Source organism: Enterobacter sp. DVT3837 (assembly GCF_056238685.1).
This window is the reverse complement of the sequence record NZ_JBWDLA010000002.1, coordinates 235,463-254,706: the sequence shown is the minus strand read 5'-3', so window position 1 is coordinate 254,706 and position 19,244 is coordinate 235,463. Positions and strand designations below refer to the sequence as shown.

Annotated in this window: 22 protein-coding genes and 1 pseudogene; 13 read left to right on the top strand and 10 right to left on the bottom strand. The window is 52.5% G+C overall.

The window, feature by feature from the left end; all coding sequences use genetic code 11:
* The first annotated feature begins 1 nt into the window (after position 1).
* The 7 genes and pseudogenes from fliM to rcsA all read left to right on the top strand — a co-directional run bounded on the left by fliM (position 2) and on the right by rcsA (position 4,520).
* On the top strand, positions 2-1,006 hold the full coding sequence (fliM, locus tag AC0XWG_RS16070) for a flagellar motor switch protein FliM (protein WP_028019593.1): 1,005 nt from the start codon (positions 2-4) through the stop codon (positions 1,004-1,006).
* Entirely contained in the window at positions 1,003-1,416 is a 414-nt protein-coding gene (gene fliN, locus AC0XWG_RS16065) for a flagellar motor switch protein FliN (protein WP_028019594.1), read from the top strand. The genes fliM and fliN overlap by 4 nt, the downstream gene beginning before the upstream one ends.
* A 2-nt stretch (positions 1,417-1,418) precedes the next feature.
* Entirely contained in the window at positions 1,419-1,793 is a 375-nt protein-coding gene (gene fliO / locus AC0XWG_RS16060; protein WP_128348902.1) for a flagellar biosynthetic protein FliO, read from the top strand.
* Positions 1,793-2,530 carry a flagellar type III secretion system pore protein FliP gene (gene fliP / locus AC0XWG_RS16055; protein ID WP_008500316.1) on the top strand — a complete coding sequence of 246 codons (738 nt, stop codon included), beginning with the start codon at positions 1,793-1,795 and terminating at the stop codon, positions 2,528-2,530. Before fliO ends, fliP begins: the two co-directional genes overlap by 1 nt.
* Positions 2,531-2,539: 9 nt before the next feature.
* Entirely contained in the window at positions 2,540-2,809 is a 270-nt protein-coding gene (gene fliQ, locus AC0XWG_RS16050) for a flagellar biosynthesis protein FliQ (protein ID WP_008500315.1), read from the top strand.
* Between the two features lie 7 nt (positions 2,810-2,816).
* Positions 2,817-3,618 (top strand): annotated as a pseudogene (gene fliR / locus AC0XWG_RS16045) (flagellar biosynthetic protein FliR).
* Positions 3,619-3,896: 278 nt separating this feature from the next.
* Entirely contained in the window at positions 3,897-4,520 is a 624-nt protein-coding gene (gene rcsA, locus AC0XWG_RS16040) for a transcriptional regulator RcsA (protein WP_008500313.1), read from the top strand.
* Between the two features lie 101 nt (positions 4,521-4,621).
* Here the strand turns inward: rcsA and dsrB are convergent, their stop codons facing one another.
* Entirely contained in the window at positions 4,622-4,810 is a 189-nt protein-coding gene (gene dsrB, locus AC0XWG_RS16035; protein ID WP_013097741.1) for a protein DsrB, read from the bottom strand.
* A 136-nt stretch (positions 4,811-4,946) separates the two neighbouring features.
* Here dsrB and yodD point away from each other — a divergent pair, with 136 nt between their 5' ends.
* Positions 4,947-5,174 (top strand): YodD family peroxide/acid resistance protein, encoded by a 228-nt coding sequence (gene yodD, locus AC0XWG_RS16030; protein ID WP_028019596.1) that lies wholly within the window; start codon positions 4,947-4,949, stop codon positions 5,172-5,174.
* 300 nt (positions 5,175-5,474) lie between these two features.
* Positions 5,475-6,293: a mannosyl-3-phosphoglycerate phosphatase-related protein gene (locus AC0XWG_RS16025; RefSeq protein ID WP_108089643.1), complete on the top strand. Its 819-nt coding sequence runs from the start codon at positions 5,475-5,477 to the stop codon at positions 6,291-6,293.
* Here AC0XWG_RS16025 and dgcQ read toward each other — a convergent pair.
* From dgcQ to AC0XWG_RS16010, 3 genes are all read right to left on the bottom strand, one after another.
* Entirely contained in the window at positions 6,260-7,960 is a 1,701-nt protein-coding gene (gene dgcQ / locus AC0XWG_RS16020) for a cellulose biosynthesis regulator diguanylate cyclase DgcQ (RefSeq protein WP_028019598.1), read from the bottom strand. The two genes, AC0XWG_RS16025 and dgcQ, sit on opposite strands and share 34 nt — an antisense overlap.
* Before the next feature lie 75 nt (positions 7,961-8,035).
* Entirely contained in the window at positions 8,036-8,218 is a 183-nt protein-coding gene (locus AC0XWG_RS16015; protein WP_028019599.1) for a YodC family protein, read from the bottom strand.
* A 77-nt stretch (positions 8,219-8,295) separates the two neighbouring features.
* On the bottom strand, positions 8,296-9,210 hold the full coding sequence (locus AC0XWG_RS16010; RefSeq protein ID WP_192831230.1) for a DUF808 domain-containing protein: 915 nt from the start codon (positions 9,208-9,210) through the stop codon (positions 8,296-8,298).
* A gap of 175 nt (positions 9,211-9,385) precedes the next feature.
* On the opposite strand from AC0XWG_RS16010, the gene yedA reads away from it, so the two are divergent.
* The gene (yedA, locus tag AC0XWG_RS16005) at positions 9,386-10,300 is read left to right on the top strand and encodes a drug/metabolite exporter YedA (protein ID WP_028019601.1); all 915 of its coding nucleotides are present in this window, start codon (positions 9,386-9,388) and stop codon (positions 10,298-10,300) included.
* On the opposite strand, the gene AC0XWG_RS16000 is transcribed toward yedA, so the two are convergent.
* The 4 genes from AC0XWG_RS16000 to drpB all read right to left on the bottom strand — a co-directional run bounded on the left by AC0XWG_RS16000 (position 10,272) and on the right by drpB (position 13,243).
* Positions 10,272-10,763, bottom strand: coding sequence for a very short patch repair endonuclease (locus AC0XWG_RS16000; protein WP_128348900.1), 492 nt, complete (start codon positions 10,761-10,763; stop codon positions 10,272-10,274). The two genes, yedA and AC0XWG_RS16000, sit on opposite strands and share 29 nt — an antisense overlap.
* A complete protein-coding gene (locus AC0XWG_RS15995; RefSeq protein ID WP_128348899.1) occupies positions 10,744-12,159 on the bottom strand; it encodes a DNA cytosine methyltransferase in 1,416 nt (471 codons plus the stop codon). Before AC0XWG_RS15995 ends, AC0XWG_RS16000 begins: the two co-directional genes overlap by 20 nt.
* A 61-nt stretch (positions 12,160-12,220) precedes the next feature.
* Positions 12,221-12,922, bottom strand: a complete 702-nt coding sequence (locus AC0XWG_RS15990) for a phosphohydrolase (protein ID WP_128348898.1) — start codon at positions 12,920-12,922, stop codon at positions 12,221-12,223.
* Positions 12,923-12,973: 51 nt separating this feature from the next.
* Positions 12,974-13,243 carry a cell division protein DrpB gene (drpB, locus tag AC0XWG_RS15985; RefSeq protein WP_028019605.1) on the bottom strand — a complete coding sequence of 90 codons (270 nt, stop codon included), beginning with the start codon at positions 13,241-13,243 and terminating at the stop codon, positions 12,974-12,976.
* A gap of 435 nt (positions 13,244-13,678) precedes the next feature.
* Here drpB and ompC point away from each other — a divergent pair, with 435 nt between their 5' ends.
* Entirely contained in the window at positions 13,679-14,842 is a 1,164-nt protein-coding gene (gene ompC / locus AC0XWG_RS15980) for a porin OmpC (RefSeq protein WP_028019606.1), read from the top strand.
* Positions 14,843-14,897: 55 nt separating this feature from the next.
* Here the strand turns inward: ompC and AC0XWG_RS15975 are convergent, their stop codons facing one another.
* Entirely contained in the window at positions 14,898-15,761 is an 864-nt protein-coding gene (locus AC0XWG_RS15975) for an N-acetylmuramic acid 6-phosphate etherase (RefSeq protein ID WP_028019607.1), read from the bottom strand.
* 165 nt (positions 15,762-15,926) lie between these two features.
* On the opposite strand from AC0XWG_RS15975, the gene AC0XWG_RS15970 reads away from it, so the two are divergent.
* Both AC0XWG_RS15970 and dcuR read left to right on the top strand, forming a co-directional pair.
* The gene (locus AC0XWG_RS15970; protein WP_028019608.1) at positions 15,927-17,543 is read left to right on the top strand and encodes a sensor histidine kinase; all 1,617 of its coding nucleotides are present in this window, start codon (positions 15,927-15,929) and stop codon (positions 17,541-17,543) included.
* Complete coding sequence (gene dcuR, locus AC0XWG_RS15965) at positions 17,540-18,259, top strand: two-component system response regulator DcuR (protein ID WP_028019609.1); 720 nt, start codon at positions 17,540-17,542, stop codon at positions 18,257-18,259. The genes AC0XWG_RS15970 and dcuR overlap by 4 nt, the downstream gene beginning before the upstream one ends.
* Here the strand turns inward: dcuR and AC0XWG_RS15960 are convergent.
* Positions 18,240-19,202 (bottom strand): FAD:protein FMN transferase, encoded by a 963-nt coding sequence (locus AC0XWG_RS15960; protein ID WP_128348832.1) that lies wholly within the window; start codon positions 19,200-19,202, stop codon positions 18,240-18,242. The genes dcuR and AC0XWG_RS15960 overlap by 20 nt on opposite strands.
* Positions 19,203-19,244 lie beyond the last annotated feature (42 nt).

The following is a 19,244-nucleotide window of genomic DNA, read 5'->3' as shown; positions in this document are numbered from 1 at the left end:
CATGGGCGACAGTATTCTTTCTCAGGCAGAAATCGATGCGCTGCTTAACGGCGACAGCGATAAGAGTGATGATCCGCAACCGGGTCTTGGCGGCGATAGCGATATTCGCCCCTATGACCCGAATACCCAGCGTCGCGTGGTACGTGAACGTCTGCAGGCGCTGGAGATCATTAACGAACGTTTTGCACGTCAGTTCCGTATGGGACTGTTTAACCTGCTGCGTCGTAGCCCGGACATCACGGTCGGTGCGATCCGTATTCAGCCGTATCATGAGTTTGCCCGCAACCTGCCGGTGCCAACCAACCTTAACCTGATTCATCTGAAGCCGCTGCGCGGCACTGGACTGGTGGTGTTTTCGCCAAGCCTGGTGTTCATTGCGGTGGATAACCTGTTCGGCGGCGACGGGCGTTTCCCGACCAAAGTAGAAGGTCGTGAATTTACCCACACCGAGCAGCGCGTGATTAACCGTATGCTGAAGCTGGCGCTGGAATCTTACAGCGACGCGTGGAAAGCCATTAACCCACTGGACGTGGAGTACGTACGTTCTGAGATGCAGGTGAAATTTACCAATATCACCACCTCTCCAAACGATATCGTCGTCAACACACCGTTCCATGTAGAAATCGGTAACCTGACCGGGGAATTCAACATTTGCCTGCCGTTTAGCATGATCGAACCGCTGCGCGAACTGCTGGTTAACCCCCCGCTGGAGAACTCACGCAACGAAGACCAGAACTGGCGTGAAAACCTGGTACGTCAGGTTCAGCATTCGCAGCTTGAGCTGATCGCGAGTTTTGCCGATATCCCGCTGCGGTTATCCCAGATACTGAAATTACAACCCGGCGATGTTCTGCCGATAGAAAAACCCGACCGCATTATTGCCCATGTGGATGGTGTCCCGGTGCTGACAAGCCAGTACGGCACACTTAACGGTCAGTATGCGTTACGCGTTGAGCACTTGATCAACCCGATATTGAATTCGCTGAATGAGGAACAGCCCAAATGAGTGACATGAACAATCCGTCCGATGAAAACAGCGGAGCACTGGACGATCTGTGGGCTGACGCGTTAAACGAGCAACAATCCACCCCGAGCAAAAGCGCGGCGGATGCGGTATTCCAGCAGCTCGGTGGGGGTGATGTCAGCGGCACGCTGCAGGACATCGACCTGATTATGGACATCCCTGTTAAGCTGACCGTGGAACTGGGACGTACCCGTATGACCATTAAAGAACTGCTGCGCCTGACGCAGGGTTCCGTGGTGGCGCTGGACGGTCTGGCCGGTGAGCCGCTGGATATTCTGATCAACGGTTATCTGATTGCCCAGGGTGAAGTGGTGGTGGTTGCCGATAAATACGGCGTTCGCATCACCGACATCATTACCCCATCAGAACGTATGCGTCGTCTGAGCCGTTAAGCATGAAAACTCAGGCAACAATATCACAACCTTCTGCCGTCCCCGGCTCACCTCTGCTCCAGGTGAGCGGGGCGTTGTTCGGTATTATTGCCTTTATTCTTATCGCCGCATGGCTGGCGAAACGCGTTGGTCTGGCGGGTAAAACCGCCGGTACCCGCGGTCTGAAGGTCAGCGCCAGCACCACACTGGGGCCACGGGAACGCGTGGTCATTGTCGATGTGGAAGATGCGCGTTTGGTTCTGGGCGTCACTGCCTCAAACATCAACGTATTACATAAACTGCCGCCCGCGCCTGTTCTGGTGAACGAGCGCGCAGACGCCCCTGCGGATTTCCAGTCCGTTATGAAGAGTTTGCTTAAGCGTTCCGGGAGATCCTGATGCGCCGTTTGTTATCCCTTACGCTTGCGGGCGTGGGTCTGTTTGCTCCCGCGGTTTATGCGCAACTGCCTGGTCTGGTCTCAACGCCCCTCGCTGGCGGCGGCCAAAGCTGGTCGCTCCCGGTTCAGACACTGGTTTTCATCACCTCGCTGACGTTTATTCCGGCCATCCTGCTGATGATGACCAGCTTCACCCGCATCATCATCGTCTTTGGTCTGTTGCGAAACGCGCTAGGAACCCCTTCCGCACCGCCAAACCAGGTTCTGCTGGGTCTGGCGCTGTTTTTGACCTTTTTCATTATGTCGCCGGTGATCGATAAGATTTACACCGACGCCTACCAGCCGTTCAGCGAAGACAAAATCTCCATGCAGGAGGCGCTGGATAAAGGCGCTCAGCCGTTACGGGAATTTATGCTTCGCCAGACGCGTGAAGCGGATCTGGCGCTCTTTGCTCGCCTGTCCAACACCGGTGAGCTTCAGGGTCCGGAAGCGGTTCCGATGCGTATTCTGCTGCCTGCCTATGTCACCAGCGAACTGAAAACCGCGTTTCAGATTGGCTTTACCATTTTTATTCCGTTCCTGATTATCGACCTGGTGATCGCCAGCGTGCTGATGGCGCTGGGTATGATGATGGTTCCTCCCGCCACCATTGCCCTGCCCTTTAAGATCATGCTCTTCGTGCTGGTCGATGGCTGGCAGCTGCTGGTCAGTTCTCTGGCCCAGAGTTTCTACAGTTAAGGAACGGCGATGACACCCGAATCGGTCATGATGATGGGCACGGAAGCGATGAAAATCGCGATAGCCGTTGCCGCGCCTTTGTTGCTTGTCGCGCTGGTAACCGGTCTGATTATCAGTATTCTGCAGGCCGCCACGCAAATTAACGAAATGACGCTGTCATTCATCCCGAAAATCATCGCCGTGTTCGTGGCGATTATCGTTGCCGGGCCGTGGATGCTGAACCTGTTGCTGGACTATATGCGCAACCTGTTTACCAATCTGCCGTACATCATCGGCTGACCTGACGATGCTGCACTTCACCAGCGACCAGTGGGTTCAGTGGCTTGGCGTCTATTTCTGGCCAATGCTGCGCATCATGGCGCTGATCTCAACAGCCCCGATTCTCAGTGAGAAATCGATCCCCAAGCGTGTCAAAGTGGGGCTGGGCATTATCATTTCCATTATCGTCGCGCCCTCTCTCCCTCCCGTGGATATTCCGATTTTCTCGGCCAATGCGGTATGGGTGGCATTGCAGCAGGTGATGATTGGCGTCGCCGTCGGCTTTACCATGCAACTCGCCTTTGCCGCCGTGCGCACCGCAGGGGAACTCATCGGCCTGCAGATGGGATTATCGTTCGCCACGTTCGTTGATCCCGGCAGCCATCTCAACATGCCTGTGCTGGCGCGCATTATCGACCTGTTGGCCATGCTGTTGTTCTTGTCGTTCAACGGTCATCTGTGGCTCATCTCCATGCTGGTGGATACGTTCCATACGCTGCCAATTGGTGAGAACCCGGTGAACAGCAATGCTTTTCTGGCGCTCACCCGTGCCGCAGGGCTGATATTCCTGAACGGGCTGATGCTCGCGCTACCGATTATCACACTGCTGCTGACAGTAAACCTGGCATTAGGTTTACTGAACCGAATGGCGCCGCAGTTATCGGTGTTTGTCATTGGTTTTCCGCTGACGTTGACGGTCGGAATTTTATTAATGTCATTACTCATGCCACTTATCGCCCCCTTCTGTGAACATTTATTCGGCGAGATATTCAACCTGTTAGCGGATATTGTCAGCGAACTGCCACGTAAATAATAGCCCTCACTATTGATATTGTCTTTCTGAGGATATTCCTAAAATAAAACCTGAAAAACATCTTCCAGGATATATCTGACGCGGTTTAATTGTTTCTAAGCACCTCACAATACTTAATAATTACTTTACTTTAAGAAGATTCCTGGCAAATTATACGTAACTTTACGGGATAGTGAGTCCGCCTGAAAGTCTTTGTCATGCTCACAGGTTTATTATTTTTTTCCATCCCGTATGGCTGTTTTGAGCTCTCAGGCAGATGGTGAATTATCGTTACGCATTGAGTGAGGGTATGCCATGTCAACGATCATTATGGATTTATGCAGCTACACCCGGCTAGGGTTAACCGGGTACCTGGCAAGCAGAGGGGTAAGAAAGAGAGACATCAACGATGCACACACCGTTGACGAACTCGCAGCCGCTTGTGACGAACTAAAACCAGGCGTGGTGTTTATTAATGAGGACTGTTTCATTCACGATCCAGCCAACAGTCAGCACATTAAGCAAATCATTAATCAGCATCCAAAAACCCTGTTTATTGTTTTTATGGCGATCGCGAATATCCATTTCGATGAGTATTTATTGGTCCGTAAAAACTTATTAATCAGCTCTAAATCGATTAAACCAGAGTCGCTGGATGACATTCTGGGTGATTATTTGAATAAAGAAGTTAAAAATGTAGGAGCGGTTAACTTACCCACCCTATCATTAAGCAGGACTGAATCAAGTATGCTGAGAATGTGGATGGCGGGCCAAGGAACTATTCAGATCTCAGACCAGATGAATATTAAAGCTAAAACCGTTTCGTCACACAAAGGAAATATTAAAAGGAAAATTAAAACGCATAATAAGCAAGTGATCTACCACGTAGTACGCCTGACCGATAATGTGACGAACGGGATTTTCGTCAACATGCGTTAGTCGCTTAAGACCCTGTGCACCCTACCTTTGATCTCTGGCCTGGCCAGAGATTTTTGCTTCTGAGACGTTGTCGGGTACGCGCTGTGCCACCCGACGCCGAGCTACTCTGCTTTCTCAACAAAAATACCGTCAGGATGCCCCAGTTCGTTAAAAAACCAGATGCCAAGCGGGTAGTCTTCCAGTGATACCAGGTACATTGTGCCTTCGCTAAACTCTTCAATTGCCAGTACCACACCCGGGCGGCGCGGCCCACCGTCCGTTTTAACGGTTACCCGATCGTTGACCTTCATACATTCCTCCTCTGGTTTTGAGCCAGTGTAGAACAAAACGCAAAAACGCACATCGCCGTCCGGCGCGAATGGCGTTTTTTTACACAGGCTATACTTAACCCTGGACACGTTTGTAGGTTGAAAGAGGAGTCCCGTAATGAAGACCGACAAAGCGTACAGCGACACCATCAAACGCGACGTCGAAGTGGATGTCGATGCCCTGCTGGCCGCGATCAATGAGATCAGTGAATCAGAAGTCCGCCGTATGGACGATAATTCTGACCGCGTCATTGTTAACGGAAGGGATTATCACACCTATCGTGAACTGGCTGAGGCCTTCGAGCTTGATATTCATGACTTTAGCGTGTCTGAAGCAAATCGGTAGCACGAAAAAAATCCCGGTCATGGGGATGGCCGGGATCAAAACTTGCTTATGCAAGAAGCACTTGAAATTCGTTACACCAGGAAACCTGATGTACATGCCACACTATCCCCAACAATTTTGCCTGACAAGCATATATTCTCGGAATGAATATAACATTTTTAACATATTGATTTTTGTTATGAGCGATAACATACGCCGAATGCGGGTTTGCCTGGGATAGTTCCCTTTTCCAGGATTTCCCTTTCCGTTATTTTTTAGGAATATTCTTAATCTCTGACGCATCCGTTATCTGGAGCCACTATGCCTTCACTGCAGGACACGCTGCTGATTTTTTCTGACCTGGATGGCTCGTTGCTGGATATTCATACCTATGACTGGCAGCCAGCGATACCCTGGCTCGACAGGCTGCTGGATAACCAGGTACCGGTCATTCTTTGCAGCAGTAAGACGGTGGCAGAGATGCTTGAGATCCAGCAGGATCTGGGGCTGGAAGGTTTACCGCTTATTGCCGAAAACGGCGCAGTGATTCAGCCTGATGTCCGCTGGGAAATGGGTCAGCGCCACATCAGAGGGATGTCGCACCAGGATATCCACCGGCTGATTGAACAAATCCGCCTGCAGTTGCGCGTTAAATTCACCACCTTTGACGACGTCGATGAACGGGTTATCAGCGAGTGGACCGGGCTGACGCGCTATCGCTCAGCCCTTGCACGTAAGCATGAAGCCTCCGTCACGCTTATCTGGCGCGACACCGATGAGAAAATGGTTGAGTTTGAAGAGGTGCTGGCGCGAAGTGGCCTGAAATGCCTGCAAGGCGCCCGTTTCTGGCATATTCTGGACGCCCGCTGTGGTAAGGACGTTGCGGTTAACTGGCTTATTGAGCAGTACCGTGAGCAGGAAGATATCACTCATGTCACCCTGGGACTCGGTGATGGCCCCAATGATGCCCCCCTGTTGGACAGCATGGACTTCGCTGTCGTCATCAAAGGGATAAACCGACAGGGTATCGTGCTGCGAGACACTTCCCCTGCGCGGGTCTATTACACTCAGCAGCCCGGACCGGCTGGCTGGAGTGAGGGGCTGGATCACTTCTTGTCGTCATCGCGCCAGATAACCTGATTACGTCCCCCCTGTTTTGCCAGATACAGACGGGTATCGGCAATCGACTGCAGCTGTTCAAAGTTGTAGTTCCCTTTTTCATGAGCACAGCTCACGCCAAATGATGCAGTGATATGTAATGTGGTGCTTTTTTTCACCAGAATCTCTTTGCTGTCAATCCTTGCGCGGATGCGCTCTGCTACCACCGAGGCCTCGGGAAGCGCCACCCCAGGTAATACCACGCAAAACTCTTCCCCGCCGACGCGCCCGGCGACATCGTTTTCACGCAGTCCGCTGGCAATAATCCCGGCAGCATGAGACAGCACCTTGTCACCCGCCTGATGACCAAAGCGGTCATTGATGCTTTTGAAATGATCCAGATCGATCTGAATCACGGAAAACGGTAGCGACTGTTGCTGGCATTGTTGTGCCAGTATTCTGGCCCGTTCGAAGAGCGCACCACGGTTATTCAGACGGGTGAGCGGATCATGCCAGGCCTGCCACTGCAGTGAGCTTTGCAGTGCATACATGTTGCTCACCATTCGGCGGATCACCAGCCAGGAGATAAGCAGCATGGCCGTAAAAAGTGCCCACAGCAGAGCCAGCACAATGCTGATGCTACCGAAATCACCCTGAACACCTTCATGCAGGGTATGCACTCGCAGAACAACGCCATCAAAGTGATCGAGCCGTTCCCAACTGATAAAACGACTGCCGAGACGGACTCCGCCTTCCGTGTCACTTTCAATGGCATGCGCGATTTGCGCCATTTCACGTTCGTCAAAACGGTTCATCAGGCTGGCCGGAGATTCCGAAGAGGCAATCAAGTTGAGGCGCGAATCGTACAGCTGATATTCCCCTTCGGCATGATCGTCCGTTGCATCTGCCAGCAAACGCTTCATGGTGCTAAACGAAAAATCCATCGCCACTACGCCGTACCAGTAATGTTCGAAATAGATGGGTATGCTGGCCGTAATCATGCGTTCGTTGCCGGTCCAGGAGGACGCGGTAGAGATAAACCAGCGCACCGCCCGCGCACGATTGTTACGTTCAGACTGCTGCGTAAACCAGGGCTGGGTCACCAGGTGGTAATAACGCGTAATGATGTCGTCACTCTGCGCAGGCGTATCCGTGGAAAGATAAAACCCGGCGCGGGAGATATAGATAATCCGCTCTTCATTCTGTACCGTCGATGAGGCCAGACGTAGTAAGTAACCGACTTCAAGTGCAGCAGAAATTTCATTACGGATACGTTCATCGTCACGGTTGAGGAGTACCGTTTTTTCAACAAAGGCGTCTGATACGCCATTAATGGGGAGTGTGCGTTCTTTATCCACCGCCAGTTGCCAGGCAGGTCGATTCCGGAGGAGGTCAAAACGATCAACAGCCTGATGCAAAACGTCAAATGCCAGCGGTTTCTGCAGTGCGTCCCGCATGCTGTTGCGGAAAAATAGCGCCTTATCAACGCCAAATTGCAGCTGTCTGTCGAGCGAGCTGGCAACCGTTTCCAGATGATTGCGCTGGCTGGAGATATAGGCCTCTTCCAGCACCACCACCTCGCGCCAGGTCAGAAGAGTGGAGAAGATCAGTACGACGATAAAACAGGAATTAACAATCAGGCCAGGGTTGCTGCGCTTTTGCAGCCATTGAAAAAAAGATCGTCTTACAACAAATGTATCGCGCTGCACACACACTCTCCCTGATGACTGCCTACACCCGGTACCTGAAATAAAAAACGCCCGACAAAGCCGGGCGTTATGTGATTAAGCCTTGTCTCGTTTCTGCTGCCCATCACCCGGCTGAAGCTCATCTTCACGAAATGCTTCCCGCTTGATGCTGTAGCCATCGTGCCACCGACACTCCACCATTCCACTGGAATACCCGGTGACAATCATACGTGGGCCGCCCTTCTTAGGCTTAACTTCATCACTGACCAAAAAGACCATACCTGCCTCCTGTATCAGGGTGAAACTTTTTCAATTTAGACGAGGAATGGTCTTTTTGCATCTGTAACAGGTAGCAATTAGTGCGCCGTGCCACGCATTTTTTCGACCAACTTTACTGCCGCCACCACGATAGCGCCAATGATAAAGCCCAACACAAGATTCAGCAGCGTGGGCAGAATCGCCGCGACAACAGCACCCTGCGCAGTGGAGAAATGTTCGATAGCGTGATGCAATGGCGCAATACCGTGCACCACAATACCGCCGCCAACGAGGAACATCGCCAGCGTGCCGACCACGGATAAACTCTTCATCAGCCAGGGCGCCAGCACCAGTAAGCTTTTGCCTACCCCTTTTGCCACCGCGCTTGATTTCTCTTCCAGCCAGTAGCCGATATCATCCAGCTTAACGATCAACCCCACCAGACCGTACACCCCTACCGTGACCAGAATAGCGATCCCGGAGAGGATCAGAACCTGGTTCATCAGCGGTGCTTCAGACACAATCCCCAGCGTAATGGCAACGATCTCAGCAGAGAGAATAAAGTCGGTACGAATAGCCCCTTTCACTTTATCGCGCTCAAAGGTTTTCGGATCCTGCGCGGCCAGTGCTTCAAGACGCTGCTGGCGCATTTCAGGCGTATCGCTCTTATTACGTGCCGCGAACGAATGCAGGACTTTCTCGACGCCCTCGAAGCATAAAAATGCCCCACCAATCATCAGTAACGGCGTGATGGCCCAGGGAATAAACGCGCTGATCAGTAGCGCCAGTGGTACCAGAATCACTTTATTCAGGAATGAACCTTTCGCAACGCCCCACACCACCGGCAGTTCACGATTAGCCCTAACCCCACTCACCTGCTGGGCGTTAAGCGATAAATCATCTCCCAGAACGCCTGCGGTTTTCTTCGCTGCCAGTTTCCCCATCACTGAAATGTCATCCAGCAAGGTGGCAATATCATCCAGCAATGTTAATAAGCTACTTCCTGCCAAAATCTCAATCCTTCTTTTTTTGCTAATGTAGTGAATAGTATGGAGCAAAAGCGTGAACCCGGAAACAGGCACCTTTCGTCAACAAAAAATTCACATCAACCACACAATTAAAGGGCTCGCCAGCACGATAGTTTTCGCGTTTACTATCAGCGACCTTTTTATTTCGTCGTGAGGGATTATGCGTTTCCGGCAATTGCTACCGCTCATTGGGGCACTTTTTTCACTGTATATCATTTGGGGTTCAACCTACTTTGTCATTCGCATCGGCGTAGAAAGCTGGCCGCCGCTGATGATGGCGGGGATTCGCTTCCTCTCGGCTGGGGTGCTTCTGCTGGCATTCCTGCTGCTACGCGGTCATAAACTTCCCCCACTTCGCCCGCTGCTTAATGCTGCATTGATTGGTCTGCTGCTGTTGGCCGTGGGCAATGGTTTTGTGACCATTGCCGAGCACCAGAATGTACCGTCAGGGATCGCCGCCGTGGTGGTTGCCACCGTCCCGCTGTTTACCCTCTGTTTTAGCCGCCTTTTTGGCATTCGTACCCGCAAACTGGAATGGCTGGGGATTGGCATCGGGCTTGCTGGCATTATTCTGCTCAACAGCGGCGGTAACCTGAGCGGGAACCCATGGGGCGCCGTGATTATTCTGATCGGCTCTATGAGCTGGGCGTTCGGTTCCGTATACGGCTCCCGTATTGAGCTGCCCTCCGGCATGATGGCTGGCGCAATAGAGATGCTCGCTGCGGGGATTGTGCTCTTACTCGCCTCAACGCTGACGGGAGAAAAGCTGACGACAATGCCGGGTCTGTCGGGCTTTCTGGCGGTCGGTTATCTGGCGCTGTTTGGATCGCTCATCGCCATTAATGCCTACATGTTCCTGATCCGCAATGTTTCTCCGGCCGTCGCCACCAGCTATGCCTATGTCAACCCGGTCGTGGCCGTGCTGCTCGGCACAGGATTGGGCGGTGAAACGCTCTCGTCGGTAGAATGGCTGGCACTCGGGGTGATTGTTTTTGCTGTTGTGCTGGTCACGCTGGGCAAATATTTGCTGCCTGCCAAACCGGTTGTCACACCTTGCGAGGTGGAAAAACCGTAAGCGGATGAATACCCTGTGTGTCGATCTGCGCGGTCTGACCGCCGCCGCAGATCCACTCTTCCAGCCGTTCCGTGAGATCGGCATCGTTCAGTTTTAATCTGCCTCTCAGGGCACACTCCCAGACGATCAGCACTCGCCAGCCCTGAGCAATAAGCGTGGTGAGATCCCGGTTGTCACGATCAACATTTTTACCAATTTTCTCCAGCCAGAAATCGGTGCGTGTCGCCGGAACCTTGAACAAGTAGCAGTCGTGATGATGCCAGAAACAGCCGTGGGTAAAGATGATGCACTGGTACGCGTCGACAACGAAGTCCGGGCGACCCGCAAGCGAAGGATCCTGCACGCGGAAATCAACGCCGGCCTGCGTCAGAAGCGCGGCCAGGCGTTTTTCAATTGCGGTATCACGCGTGCCGATGGCACGCATGTTTTTACTGCGTGTTGCTTTATCGTGAACATCCGTCATTGACGGCCTCACTCTGACGTAGCGCCACAGCCTGTTTGATGCGGGAGGCCAGCAGTTTTGCCACCGCCGCAAACGCGGGAACCACCACAGAATTACCAAACTGGCGATAAGCCTGCGTGTCCGAAACCGGAATGCGGAAGCTGTAGCCTTGCGGGGTCTCAAACCCCATTAACCGGGCGCATTCCCGAGGCGTTAAGCGCCGTGGACGGTGACGCTGGTTGTCCGGGTCGTCGAAATTCTGCTCGCCAAGCGCCTTGTCCCAGCCTCTGTCGATCAGAATTTCTGCACCGTCCTTATAGTAGCGGGCAGAAAGCGTGCGGGTGACGCTGTGCGGATCGTTTGGGTTGACCATCCCAAAACCGAAGCCGTTGCCCTTCGCCTGATGTTTTTTGGCATAGCGGTAGAGGTATTTCCACAGCACCGGAGTGAGGATAAATTTCGCGTCGACGACAGGCTCCAGCAGCTCAGCCACGGTGGGACGGTGCGCCGGATATAAAGAAGGAATATCACGCAGGGTGAAATCCCCCTTCAGATTGAGATCGCGGCGGAAACCCACCAGCACGATTCGTTCGCGATGCTGGGGCAGAAAATGTTTCCCATCAATGATTTTTGGGTCATCCGCGCCCATGTCCTGTGAGTCGGCCACGTCATAGCCCAACTCGTCCAGCGTTTGCATGATGATGCGGAAGGTTTTTCCACCATCATGGCTCTTTAGATTCTTGACGTTTTCCAGCACAAAAATCGCCGGGCGTCGGGCGTCAATAATGCGGGCCACATCAAAAAACAGCGTTCCCTGGGTATCACAGGCGAAACCGTGGGCACGTCCGAGGGCGTTCTTTTTCGAGACGCCCGCCAGGGAGAAAGGCTGGCACGGGAAACCCGCCAACAGCACATCATGCGCCGGGATCGTCTGGCGAATGTGCTCCGCGGCTTGTGCATCGCTCACGCCACTTTTATGGCTCAGGGTGACATCGCGGATATCCGCGTTGAAATGATGTTCATGCGGATCGCAGTACCAGTTTGCTTTGTAGGTGCGCACAGCATGTTTGTTCCACTCGCTGGTAAACACGCACTGACCGCCGATGGCTTCAAAGCCGTGTCGGATGCCACCGATACCGGCAAACAGATCGATAAAGCGGAAGGCATAATTCGGGTGCGCGGCTGAAGGGCGTGGAAGCAGGCTCTGCAGGTAACGAAACTCGCCTTCGCTCAGGCGACGCCCTGCCCGCTCGCTGGTCAGCAGTCTTTTCAGGATTGCCGGGCTCCAGTGGCTCTCACCGTGTGCCACCAGCTGATTTGCCAGGGTTTTAGCATCATAGATATCTAACAACTGGTGCAATAACGCCTGCACCGTTGCCGTTGATTTCTCAGCCTGCTCAGGTGCGGGCTCAGTCACTGATCGATTTTCCTGCATTCTTTTAACCGGACAATAAAGACTGGAAACAGATTACCACAGTTCATTTGCGCAAACTGCGACGGAAGCGGCTCTGAACCTGGCTATCCAGCCCGATGCAGTCGCCGTGTAATTCGGCACTGAGTTTCGCCATAAACTGGATCAGAAAATCGGCGTTGTGATGCGCGAGCTCGCGCCCGACATCCGTTTGCATTGTATCAGGCAAGCGCAACAGCTTGGTCTGAAAATGGTCAAGGGCAAACGCCCGGTCATCAAGGGCTCGTGCATCGGCGAACGGATCGTCAGCATTAAACAGTGCCACCCCCAAAGCGCCTGACACGGCAAAGACTCGCGCCAGACCGATGGCACCCAGTGCTTCCAGACGGTCTGCATCCTGGACAATTTTGGCCTCAATACTTTGCGGCGTCAGCCCGGCGCTGAAACTGTGTGCCTCGATGGCATGTTCCACTGCGGCATAACATTCGGACGGAAAATCAGGGAAATCGCATTGCAGAATGCTACGTGTCTTACGCGCCGCCAGACGGGATGACTGACTGCGTTCCGGATGGTTTTTTGGCAGGCTAACGATGTCATGAAAATAACATGCGGTCAGCACAACCAGCGGGTCAACCGTCTGGTTGTCCATAATTTTTTGCGCAGTCATCCAGACACGACGAAAGTGTGAAATATCATGAGCGGCGTCGTCGGTAGTGTGGTTTTCGTCGAGCCAGCGTTCAAAGCGGTGCTGCCACTGCGTAAGTTCCATGATCACATCCTGTCGGTGAAACGGTAACAATAGCAACTTTCCCCGCTGCTATCACCGGTTGTCCTGACGGGGACGCGTATACCAGGCAATCGCGCCCAGAATCAGACCGACGGTGCCCAGCACCATAAACCCCAGAATGGCTCCAAGCCACTTCCCGCTGGTCGACCCTAAATCACCGTCAGCCACGGTATCAGGCAGTGATGGAATTTTACTTACCACCCACGCGTAGCGCGCCATAGCCCAGACAAAGTAACCGCAAAATGCGTAGAACACCCACAGAGCCAGTTTGCCTCCCAGGCTACGTTCAATTTTTCGTTCCATCTTTATCCTTCACTCCACGATAGCTGCACTATCGTTTTCACCTGCTCACTTAGTTTTGTGACAATCATCACATTTTGTCATTAAACGCGGCAGTGTGGGAAGATTTCTTACGCTCAGTTTGCGTTAAGTTGATCTCAGGCAAGATTAACGGTTGTGTTATTTTTGCTCTGAAAGGGCGAAATATATAATTTCAAGCAATTATAAAAATGAAATAATAATAGCGTGAAATACTTAATAATAATTAACCCCTATATGTTCAATCGAATAATTCACAAGAAAAATAAAGCGACATTTAGAAATATTTTGCAATATTTATACGACTTTAATTACATTTATTTTTGAACCAAAATAACAATCCATAGAATAGTATCAGCCATGTAATTGCGGAGGGCAATTACATATATTCATATAAATTATCTTTAAAGGGAATATATAATGAAAAGAAAAGTTCTGGCACTTCTTGTACCCGCTTTATTAATGGCTGGCGCGGTAAATGCGGCAGAGATGTACAATAAAAACGGCAACAAAGTTGACCTGTATGGCAAAGTCGATGCACGTCATACCTTCTCTGACAACCCAGGTGACGACGGCGATGAAACCTATGTACAGATTGGTTTCAAAGGTGAAACTCAGATTACTCGCGATCTGATCGGTTACGGCCAGTGGGAATATAAAACCTACGCAAATGATACTGAAGGCGCGGGTGATAAATCCTTTAACCGCCTGGCATATGCAGGTCTGAAATATGGTGAATACGGCTCATTTGATTATGGTCGTAATTACGGCGTCGTGTACGACGTTGAAGCCTGGACCGATATGCTGCCGGTATTTGGCGGTGATTCTTACACCTGGACCGATAACTTTATGAATGGCCGTGCTAACGGTCTGGCGACTTATCGTAATAATGATTTCTTTGGTCTGGTTGATGGTCTGAATTTTGCGCTGCAATATCAGGGCGCGAATGAAGGTCAGTATGCTCAAGAAGACCAGGAAGGCACGAAAAATGGTCATAAAGATGTGCGTTTCCAGAATGGCGACGGCTTCGGCATGTCGACCTCCTACGACTTCTCTGGCGACCTGTCCGGCCTGAGCCTGGGTGCGGCGTACTCGTCTTCTGATCGTACTAACGAACAGGAAGCGGCAGGCCAATACAGCGCGCGTTATGCTAGCGGTAAAACTGCTGAAGCGTGGACCATCGGTGCCAAATACGATGCCAATAGCATCTATCTGGCGATGATGTATGCTGAAACCCGCAATATGACACCATACGGTGATTATGGTATCGCAGATCAGACCCAGAACTTCGAAGCGGTTGCCCAGTACCAGTTCGACTTCGGCCTGCGTCCATCCCTGGCATGGGTATACTCCAAGGGCAAGGACATGACTTACCCAGGCAACGCTAGCCACCCTCAGGGTCAGCATGGTGACATGGACCTGGTTAACTATATCGACCTGGGTATGACCTACAGCTTTAACAAGAATTTCTCTACCTATGTTGACTACAAAATCAACATGCTGGATAACGATGAAAGCTTCTACGAAGCAAACGGTATTTCCACCGATGACATCGTTGGCATCGGTATGACCTACCAGTTCTAATATCTAAAATACTAAAGCCCGCTTTCGCGGGCTTTTTTATGCCATTTGTCAGGCTCTACGGCGCTTCCTGCAACGCCACGCGAATAAATCCGTTATTCTGCGCCAGTAGCTCATGGGCTTTCCAGGCATCCAGCCCTGTCAGCACCATCAATACCGCTGTTTTACAGTTATGGTTACACCCTTCCAGCGCGGCTTTCGCCTCCGCCCGGGTACATCCGCCTGCTTCCATCACTATTGCGATTTGTCGCTCGGCCCATTTGGTATTGCTTGCCTCAAGATCCACACGCAGGTTGCTGTATGCGCGACCGGTTCGGACGGCCAATCCGGTAGCAATCATCGAGAGGATCATTTTCTGCGCAATCCCCGCTTTGGTATTGATATAGCCTGCGACCACATCAGCACCCAGTTCCGGGGCAATCACCATGCTCGCCAGTTGCGCCGCTTCACTTTGCGCGTCGCCGGTAATGACAGCAACCGAAGAGCCCAGCGACCATGCATGCCGCATCGCGCCCCAAACCCACGGTGTTTTCCCGCTAATGGTCACCGCCAGCATCATATCGTGTTCGCCAAAGGTGATGGCCTGCAGGTCGGCAACGCCACGCTCATAGCTTCCTTCTCCCTCGCCTGCTGTAACGGCAATGACAGGAGTTTTACCCGGAGCATATTCATCCGCTACCTGTTGCGCGACACGGCCCGACGGGCCTGCGCCAACAATGACTAAACGACCACCGTGGCTGAGGGTCGCGGCGGCGTTATCCACCACGCGGGCGATAGTTGTTAAACAGGGGGTAATAGCAGCAGTGATAAGTGCATCATCCTGGTGAATGACTTTCAGCATGTCCAGCGTGGACAATCTATCAATATTCATCGTGCTGGCGTGCCGTCTTTCCTTGACCGAACCGGTAAGCATAATGCTCATAAACAGCCTCCTTATTATGAGTACCCACACACTATAAAGTGTTTTATATGGATGACATGCGAGGAGGGTCACGAAAAGAGGAGCAAATCCACGCCTTTACATGGCTTTAAGAAAAGCGCGTCATCGGCGATAATTACCCCCTTTCTTAATCATCGCGGAGTGTTGATGAGCGATTTGCAGCCTTTCCTTCTGACGCGCAAGCGCCCCATGAAACTGAATACGCTGGTCACGTTGATGGTATGCGCGATTATTGCCTCTGTGCTGCTGGTGGTCTTTGCACTCTATTCAGTACAAATTACCCGGGCGACCCGCGATGATGTTAAAGATACCGCTCTGGGTATCGCCCGAACGCTGGCTAACAGCCCGGAGATCCAGCGAGGCCTGATGCAGCCCCCGCAGGCAGATATCATTCAGCCCATCGCCAAAGCCGTTACCCAACGCAACGATCTGCTGCTCACGGTGGTGACTGACATGCGGGGGATTCGTTACTCGCACCCGAACGAAGCGCTGATCGGCCTGCACTTTATTGGTAATGACCTCGAGCCTGCGCTGGAAGGTAAAGAGAATGTCTCCGTAAACCGTGGTGCGCTCGCCGAAGCGCTCCGTGTTTTCACCCCTGTTTATGACAGCCAGCACGATCAGATCGGTGTGGTGGTGGTCGGTATCTCTCTCAAAAAAGTGGAAGATCAGATCGCCCGCGGACGGATGAACGCCGTCTGGACCATCTTATTCAGTATCTTTATGAGTTCCATGGCGATTTGGGGTCTGGTTCGGGTACTGAAACGCATCCTGTTCGGGCTCGAACCCTACGAAATCTCCGCATTGTTCGAACAGCGTCAGGCAATGCTGCAGTCGCTCCGTGAAGGGGTGCTGGCTGTCGATATTCATGGCCGGGTGACAATGATTAATCAAACCGCCAGAGAGATTTTACTCCTGCCCTCAGGGAAGCAGACTGAAAACGCCAGCGCGCCGCTGCTGGCCAGCCTGCGGGAAGTCTCGAAAACGGGTATTGCCCGCCAGGATCAGGAGATCAGCTGTAACGGGCGGCTGTTGCTGTGCAACATGGTGCCAGTCAAAAGCCAGGATCGGGTGATCGGCGCGATCACCACCTTCCGCGATAAAACGGAAATCAGCCAGCTGATGCAGCGGATTGATGGCATGGTCAGTTACGTCGACGCCCTGCGCACCCATACACATGAGTTTATGAACAAACTGCACGTGATCCTTGGCCTGCTGCACATGAAACGCTACGACAAGCTGGAAGAGTACATCATTCAGACCGCGCACAATTACCAGACAGATATCGGTGAGATACAGAGCAAGGTAAAATCTCCGGTGATTGCGGGGTTCCTGCTGGGTAAAATAAACCGGGCGAAAGAAGCGGGCGTCACCCTGTCGCTGGCCGATGAGTGCCAGATTCCGGATACCGCCAGTGAAGAGCAGGTTGCAGTGCTGATCACCGCGCTGGGTAACCTTATTGAAAACGCACTCGACGCGATGGAAGGACAGCAGGAAGGCGAAATCACTCTGCTGTTGCATTATCAGAATGGCTGGCTCAGTTGTGAAGTCAGTGATGATGGCCCCGGTATTGATCCCACTCAGCTGGAGGCTATTTTTACAAAGGGATTCTCAACCAAAGGTGAAAACCGCGGTGTTGGGTTGTTCCTTGCTCGCCAGCAAATCCAGAACCTGGGCGGAGACATCTCCGTCGAGTCTGAGCCTGGTGTCTTTACCCAATTTTTTGTTCACATCCCCTGGGATAGCGAGAGGAATATCGCGTGATAAATGTATTAATTGTCGATGATGATGCCATGGTAGCTGACCTCAACCGTCTGTACGTCAACCGTGTTGAAGGCTTTAGCTGCTGCGGTGTCGCCTCTACGCTCAACCAGGCCGAGGCCTTTATCAATAACCCCAACCAGCCTGTCGACCTGGTGCTGCTGGACGTTTATATGCAGCAGGATAACGGGCTGGATCTGTTGCCCGTTATTCGCGCTTCGGGCCGCCCGATTGATGTCATTATGATCTCCTCCGCTGCTGACGCCGCCACGATCCAGACCTCCATCCATTACGGCGTGATGGATTATCTGATTAAACCGTTCCAGTTCCCACGCTTTGAGGAGGCACTAAACGGCTGGAAGGCGAAGCACAGTCTGATGGGATCGCACCAGTACTACGAGCAGGCCGACGTTGACAGACTGATCCACGGCGGAGCGCCAGAGCTGGCGGACAGCAAAAAGCTGCCGAAAGGGTTAACGCCGCAGACGCTGCGCACGATTTGTCAGTGGATTGATGCCCATCCGGAGACAGAATTCTCCACCGATGACCTGGCAGGCGCGGTCAATATCTCCCGCGTATCTTGCCGCAAATATCTGATCTGGCTGGCGCAAATCAACATTTTGTTCACCAGCATTCACTACGGTGCCACCGGGCGTCCGGTGTATCGCTACCGCCTCCAGCCGGAACAAACAGGCCTGCTCAAGCAGTATTGTCAGTAACGCAGTAGCTGTTATCCAGCAAGGTAAACCGGAAGTGGTGCGCTGAAGAGAGCACCACTTCTTTTGTTTTTGTCACAAAGATAGCTTCAATATCGGGGCGCGCGCGCAGCGTTGCACACCCCTTCTCTACGCCCATGCCGTACATCAACGTGGTCCAGATATCTCCATCAATGGAGTTTTTAGAAATGATGGTCACGCTATCCAGTTCGTTATCCAGGGGATACCCGGTGCGCGGATCGAGAATGTGGTGGTAGCGTTTGCCGTTTTGTTCAAAGTAGCGTTCGTATGTTCCGGACGTCACGACTGACATGTTCTCGACCGTCATCGTGCCGATCAACGCATCCCCGGCGAACGGTTTTTTGAGCCCCACGCTCCAGCCCCCTTCCGGCGAGCCTAATGTCTGGATATTGCCGCCGAGGTTAATCAGCCCCAGATCGGCCCCCTCTTTGTGCAGATAATCCCGAACTCTGTCGGCGATATATCCTTTGGCGATGGCCCCCAGATCGATTTCCATACCCGTGCTGGTCAGAAAAACGCTGCTGCGGGCCTCATCAAGGATGACATCATCAGGACGGGTAATCGCCAGCAGTGACGCTAATTCATCGGCAGGCGGAACGCTGTCTCCCTGAAAACCAATTTTCCAGCGCTTCACCAGCGGGCCAATGGCCAGGTTAAAGGCGCTGTCCTTGAGGAGGCTTGCCGCTTTTGCACAGCGGATCAGTTCAAATACGGGTCGGCTGACGGTGACCGGATGCTGGCCTGCAGCATGATTAATGTCCATGACCTGCGAGTGCGCGCGGTTGACGGTGAGCAGATCTTCATACTGTTTGATCAGGCGAAACACGCGGGAAGCGAGGGCTTCGTCATGGGAGAAGAGTTTCAGGAGGATGGGTGAGCCCATCAGGACGGCGGAGTAGCTGTAAACGCGATGGCTATCAGGCATAGGATGTATCCTCAAATGTAACCCCGGCAAGCACAGCGCCGC

Excerpts from the sequence above, each read along its gene's own strand:
- fliM (WP_028019593.1), top strand. The coding sequence starts at position 2 with ATGGGCGACAGTATTCTTTCTCAGGCAGAAATCGATGCGCTGCTTAAC.
- fliN (WP_028019594.1), top strand. The coding sequence starts at position 1,003 with ATGAGTGACATGAACAATCCGTCCGATGAAAACAGCGGAGCACTGGAC.
- fliO (WP_128348902.1), top strand. The coding sequence starts at position 1,419 with ATGAAAACTCAGGCAACAATATCACAACCTTCTGCCGTCCCCGGCTCA.
- fliP (WP_008500316.1), top strand. The coding sequence starts at position 1,793 with ATGCGCCGTTTGTTATCCCTTACGCTTGCGGGCGTGGGTCTGTTTGCT.
- fliQ (WP_008500315.1), top strand. The coding sequence starts at position 2,540 with ATGACACCCGAATCGGTCATGATGATGGGCACGGAAGCGATGAAAATC.
- rcsA (WP_008500313.1), top strand. The coding sequence starts at position 3,897 with ATGTCAACGATCATTATGGATTTATGCAGCTACACCCGGCTAGGGTTA.
- dsrB (WP_013097741.1), bottom strand. The coding sequence starts at position 4,810 with ATGAAGGTCAACGATCGGGTAACCGTTAAAACGGACGGTGGGCCGCGC.
- yodD (WP_028019596.1), top strand. The coding sequence starts at position 4,947 with ATGAAGACCGACAAAGCGTACAGCGACACCATCAAACGCGACGTCGAA.
- AC0XWG_RS16025 (WP_108089643.1), top strand. The coding sequence starts at position 5,475 with ATGCCTTCACTGCAGGACACGCTGCTGATTTTTTCTGACCTGGATGGC.
- AC0XWG_RS16015 (WP_028019599.1), bottom strand. The coding sequence starts at position 8,218 with ATGGTCTTTTTGGTCAGTGATGAAGTTAAGCCTAAGAAGGGCGGCCCA.
- yedA (WP_028019601.1), top strand. The coding sequence starts at position 9,386 with ATGCGTTTCCGGCAATTGCTACCGCTCATTGGGGCACTTTTTTCACTG.
- AC0XWG_RS16000 (WP_128348900.1), bottom strand. The coding sequence starts at position 10,763 with ATGACGGATGTTCACGATAAAGCAACACGCAGTAAAAACATGCGTGCC.
- AC0XWG_RS15990 (WP_128348898.1), bottom strand. The coding sequence starts at position 12,922 with ATGGAACTTACGCAGTGGCAGCACCGCTTTGAACGCTGGCTCGACGAA.
- drpB (WP_028019605.1), bottom strand. The coding sequence starts at position 13,243 with ATGGAACGAAAAATTGAACGTAGCCTGGGAGGCAAACTGGCTCTGTGG.
- ompC (WP_028019606.1), top strand. The coding sequence starts at position 13,679 with ATGAAAAGAAAAGTTCTGGCACTTCTTGTACCCGCTTTATTAATGGCT.
- AC0XWG_RS15975 (WP_028019607.1), bottom strand. The coding sequence starts at position 15,761 with ATGAGCATTATGCTTACCGGTTCGGTCAAGGAAAGACGGCACGCCAGC.
- AC0XWG_RS15970 (WP_028019608.1), top strand. The coding sequence starts at position 15,927 with ATGAGCGATTTGCAGCCTTTCCTTCTGACGCGCAAGCGCCCCATGAAA.
- AC0XWG_RS15960 (WP_128348832.1), bottom strand. The coding sequence starts at position 19,202 with ATGCCTGATAGCCATCGCGTTTACAGCTACTCCGCCGTCCTGATGGGC.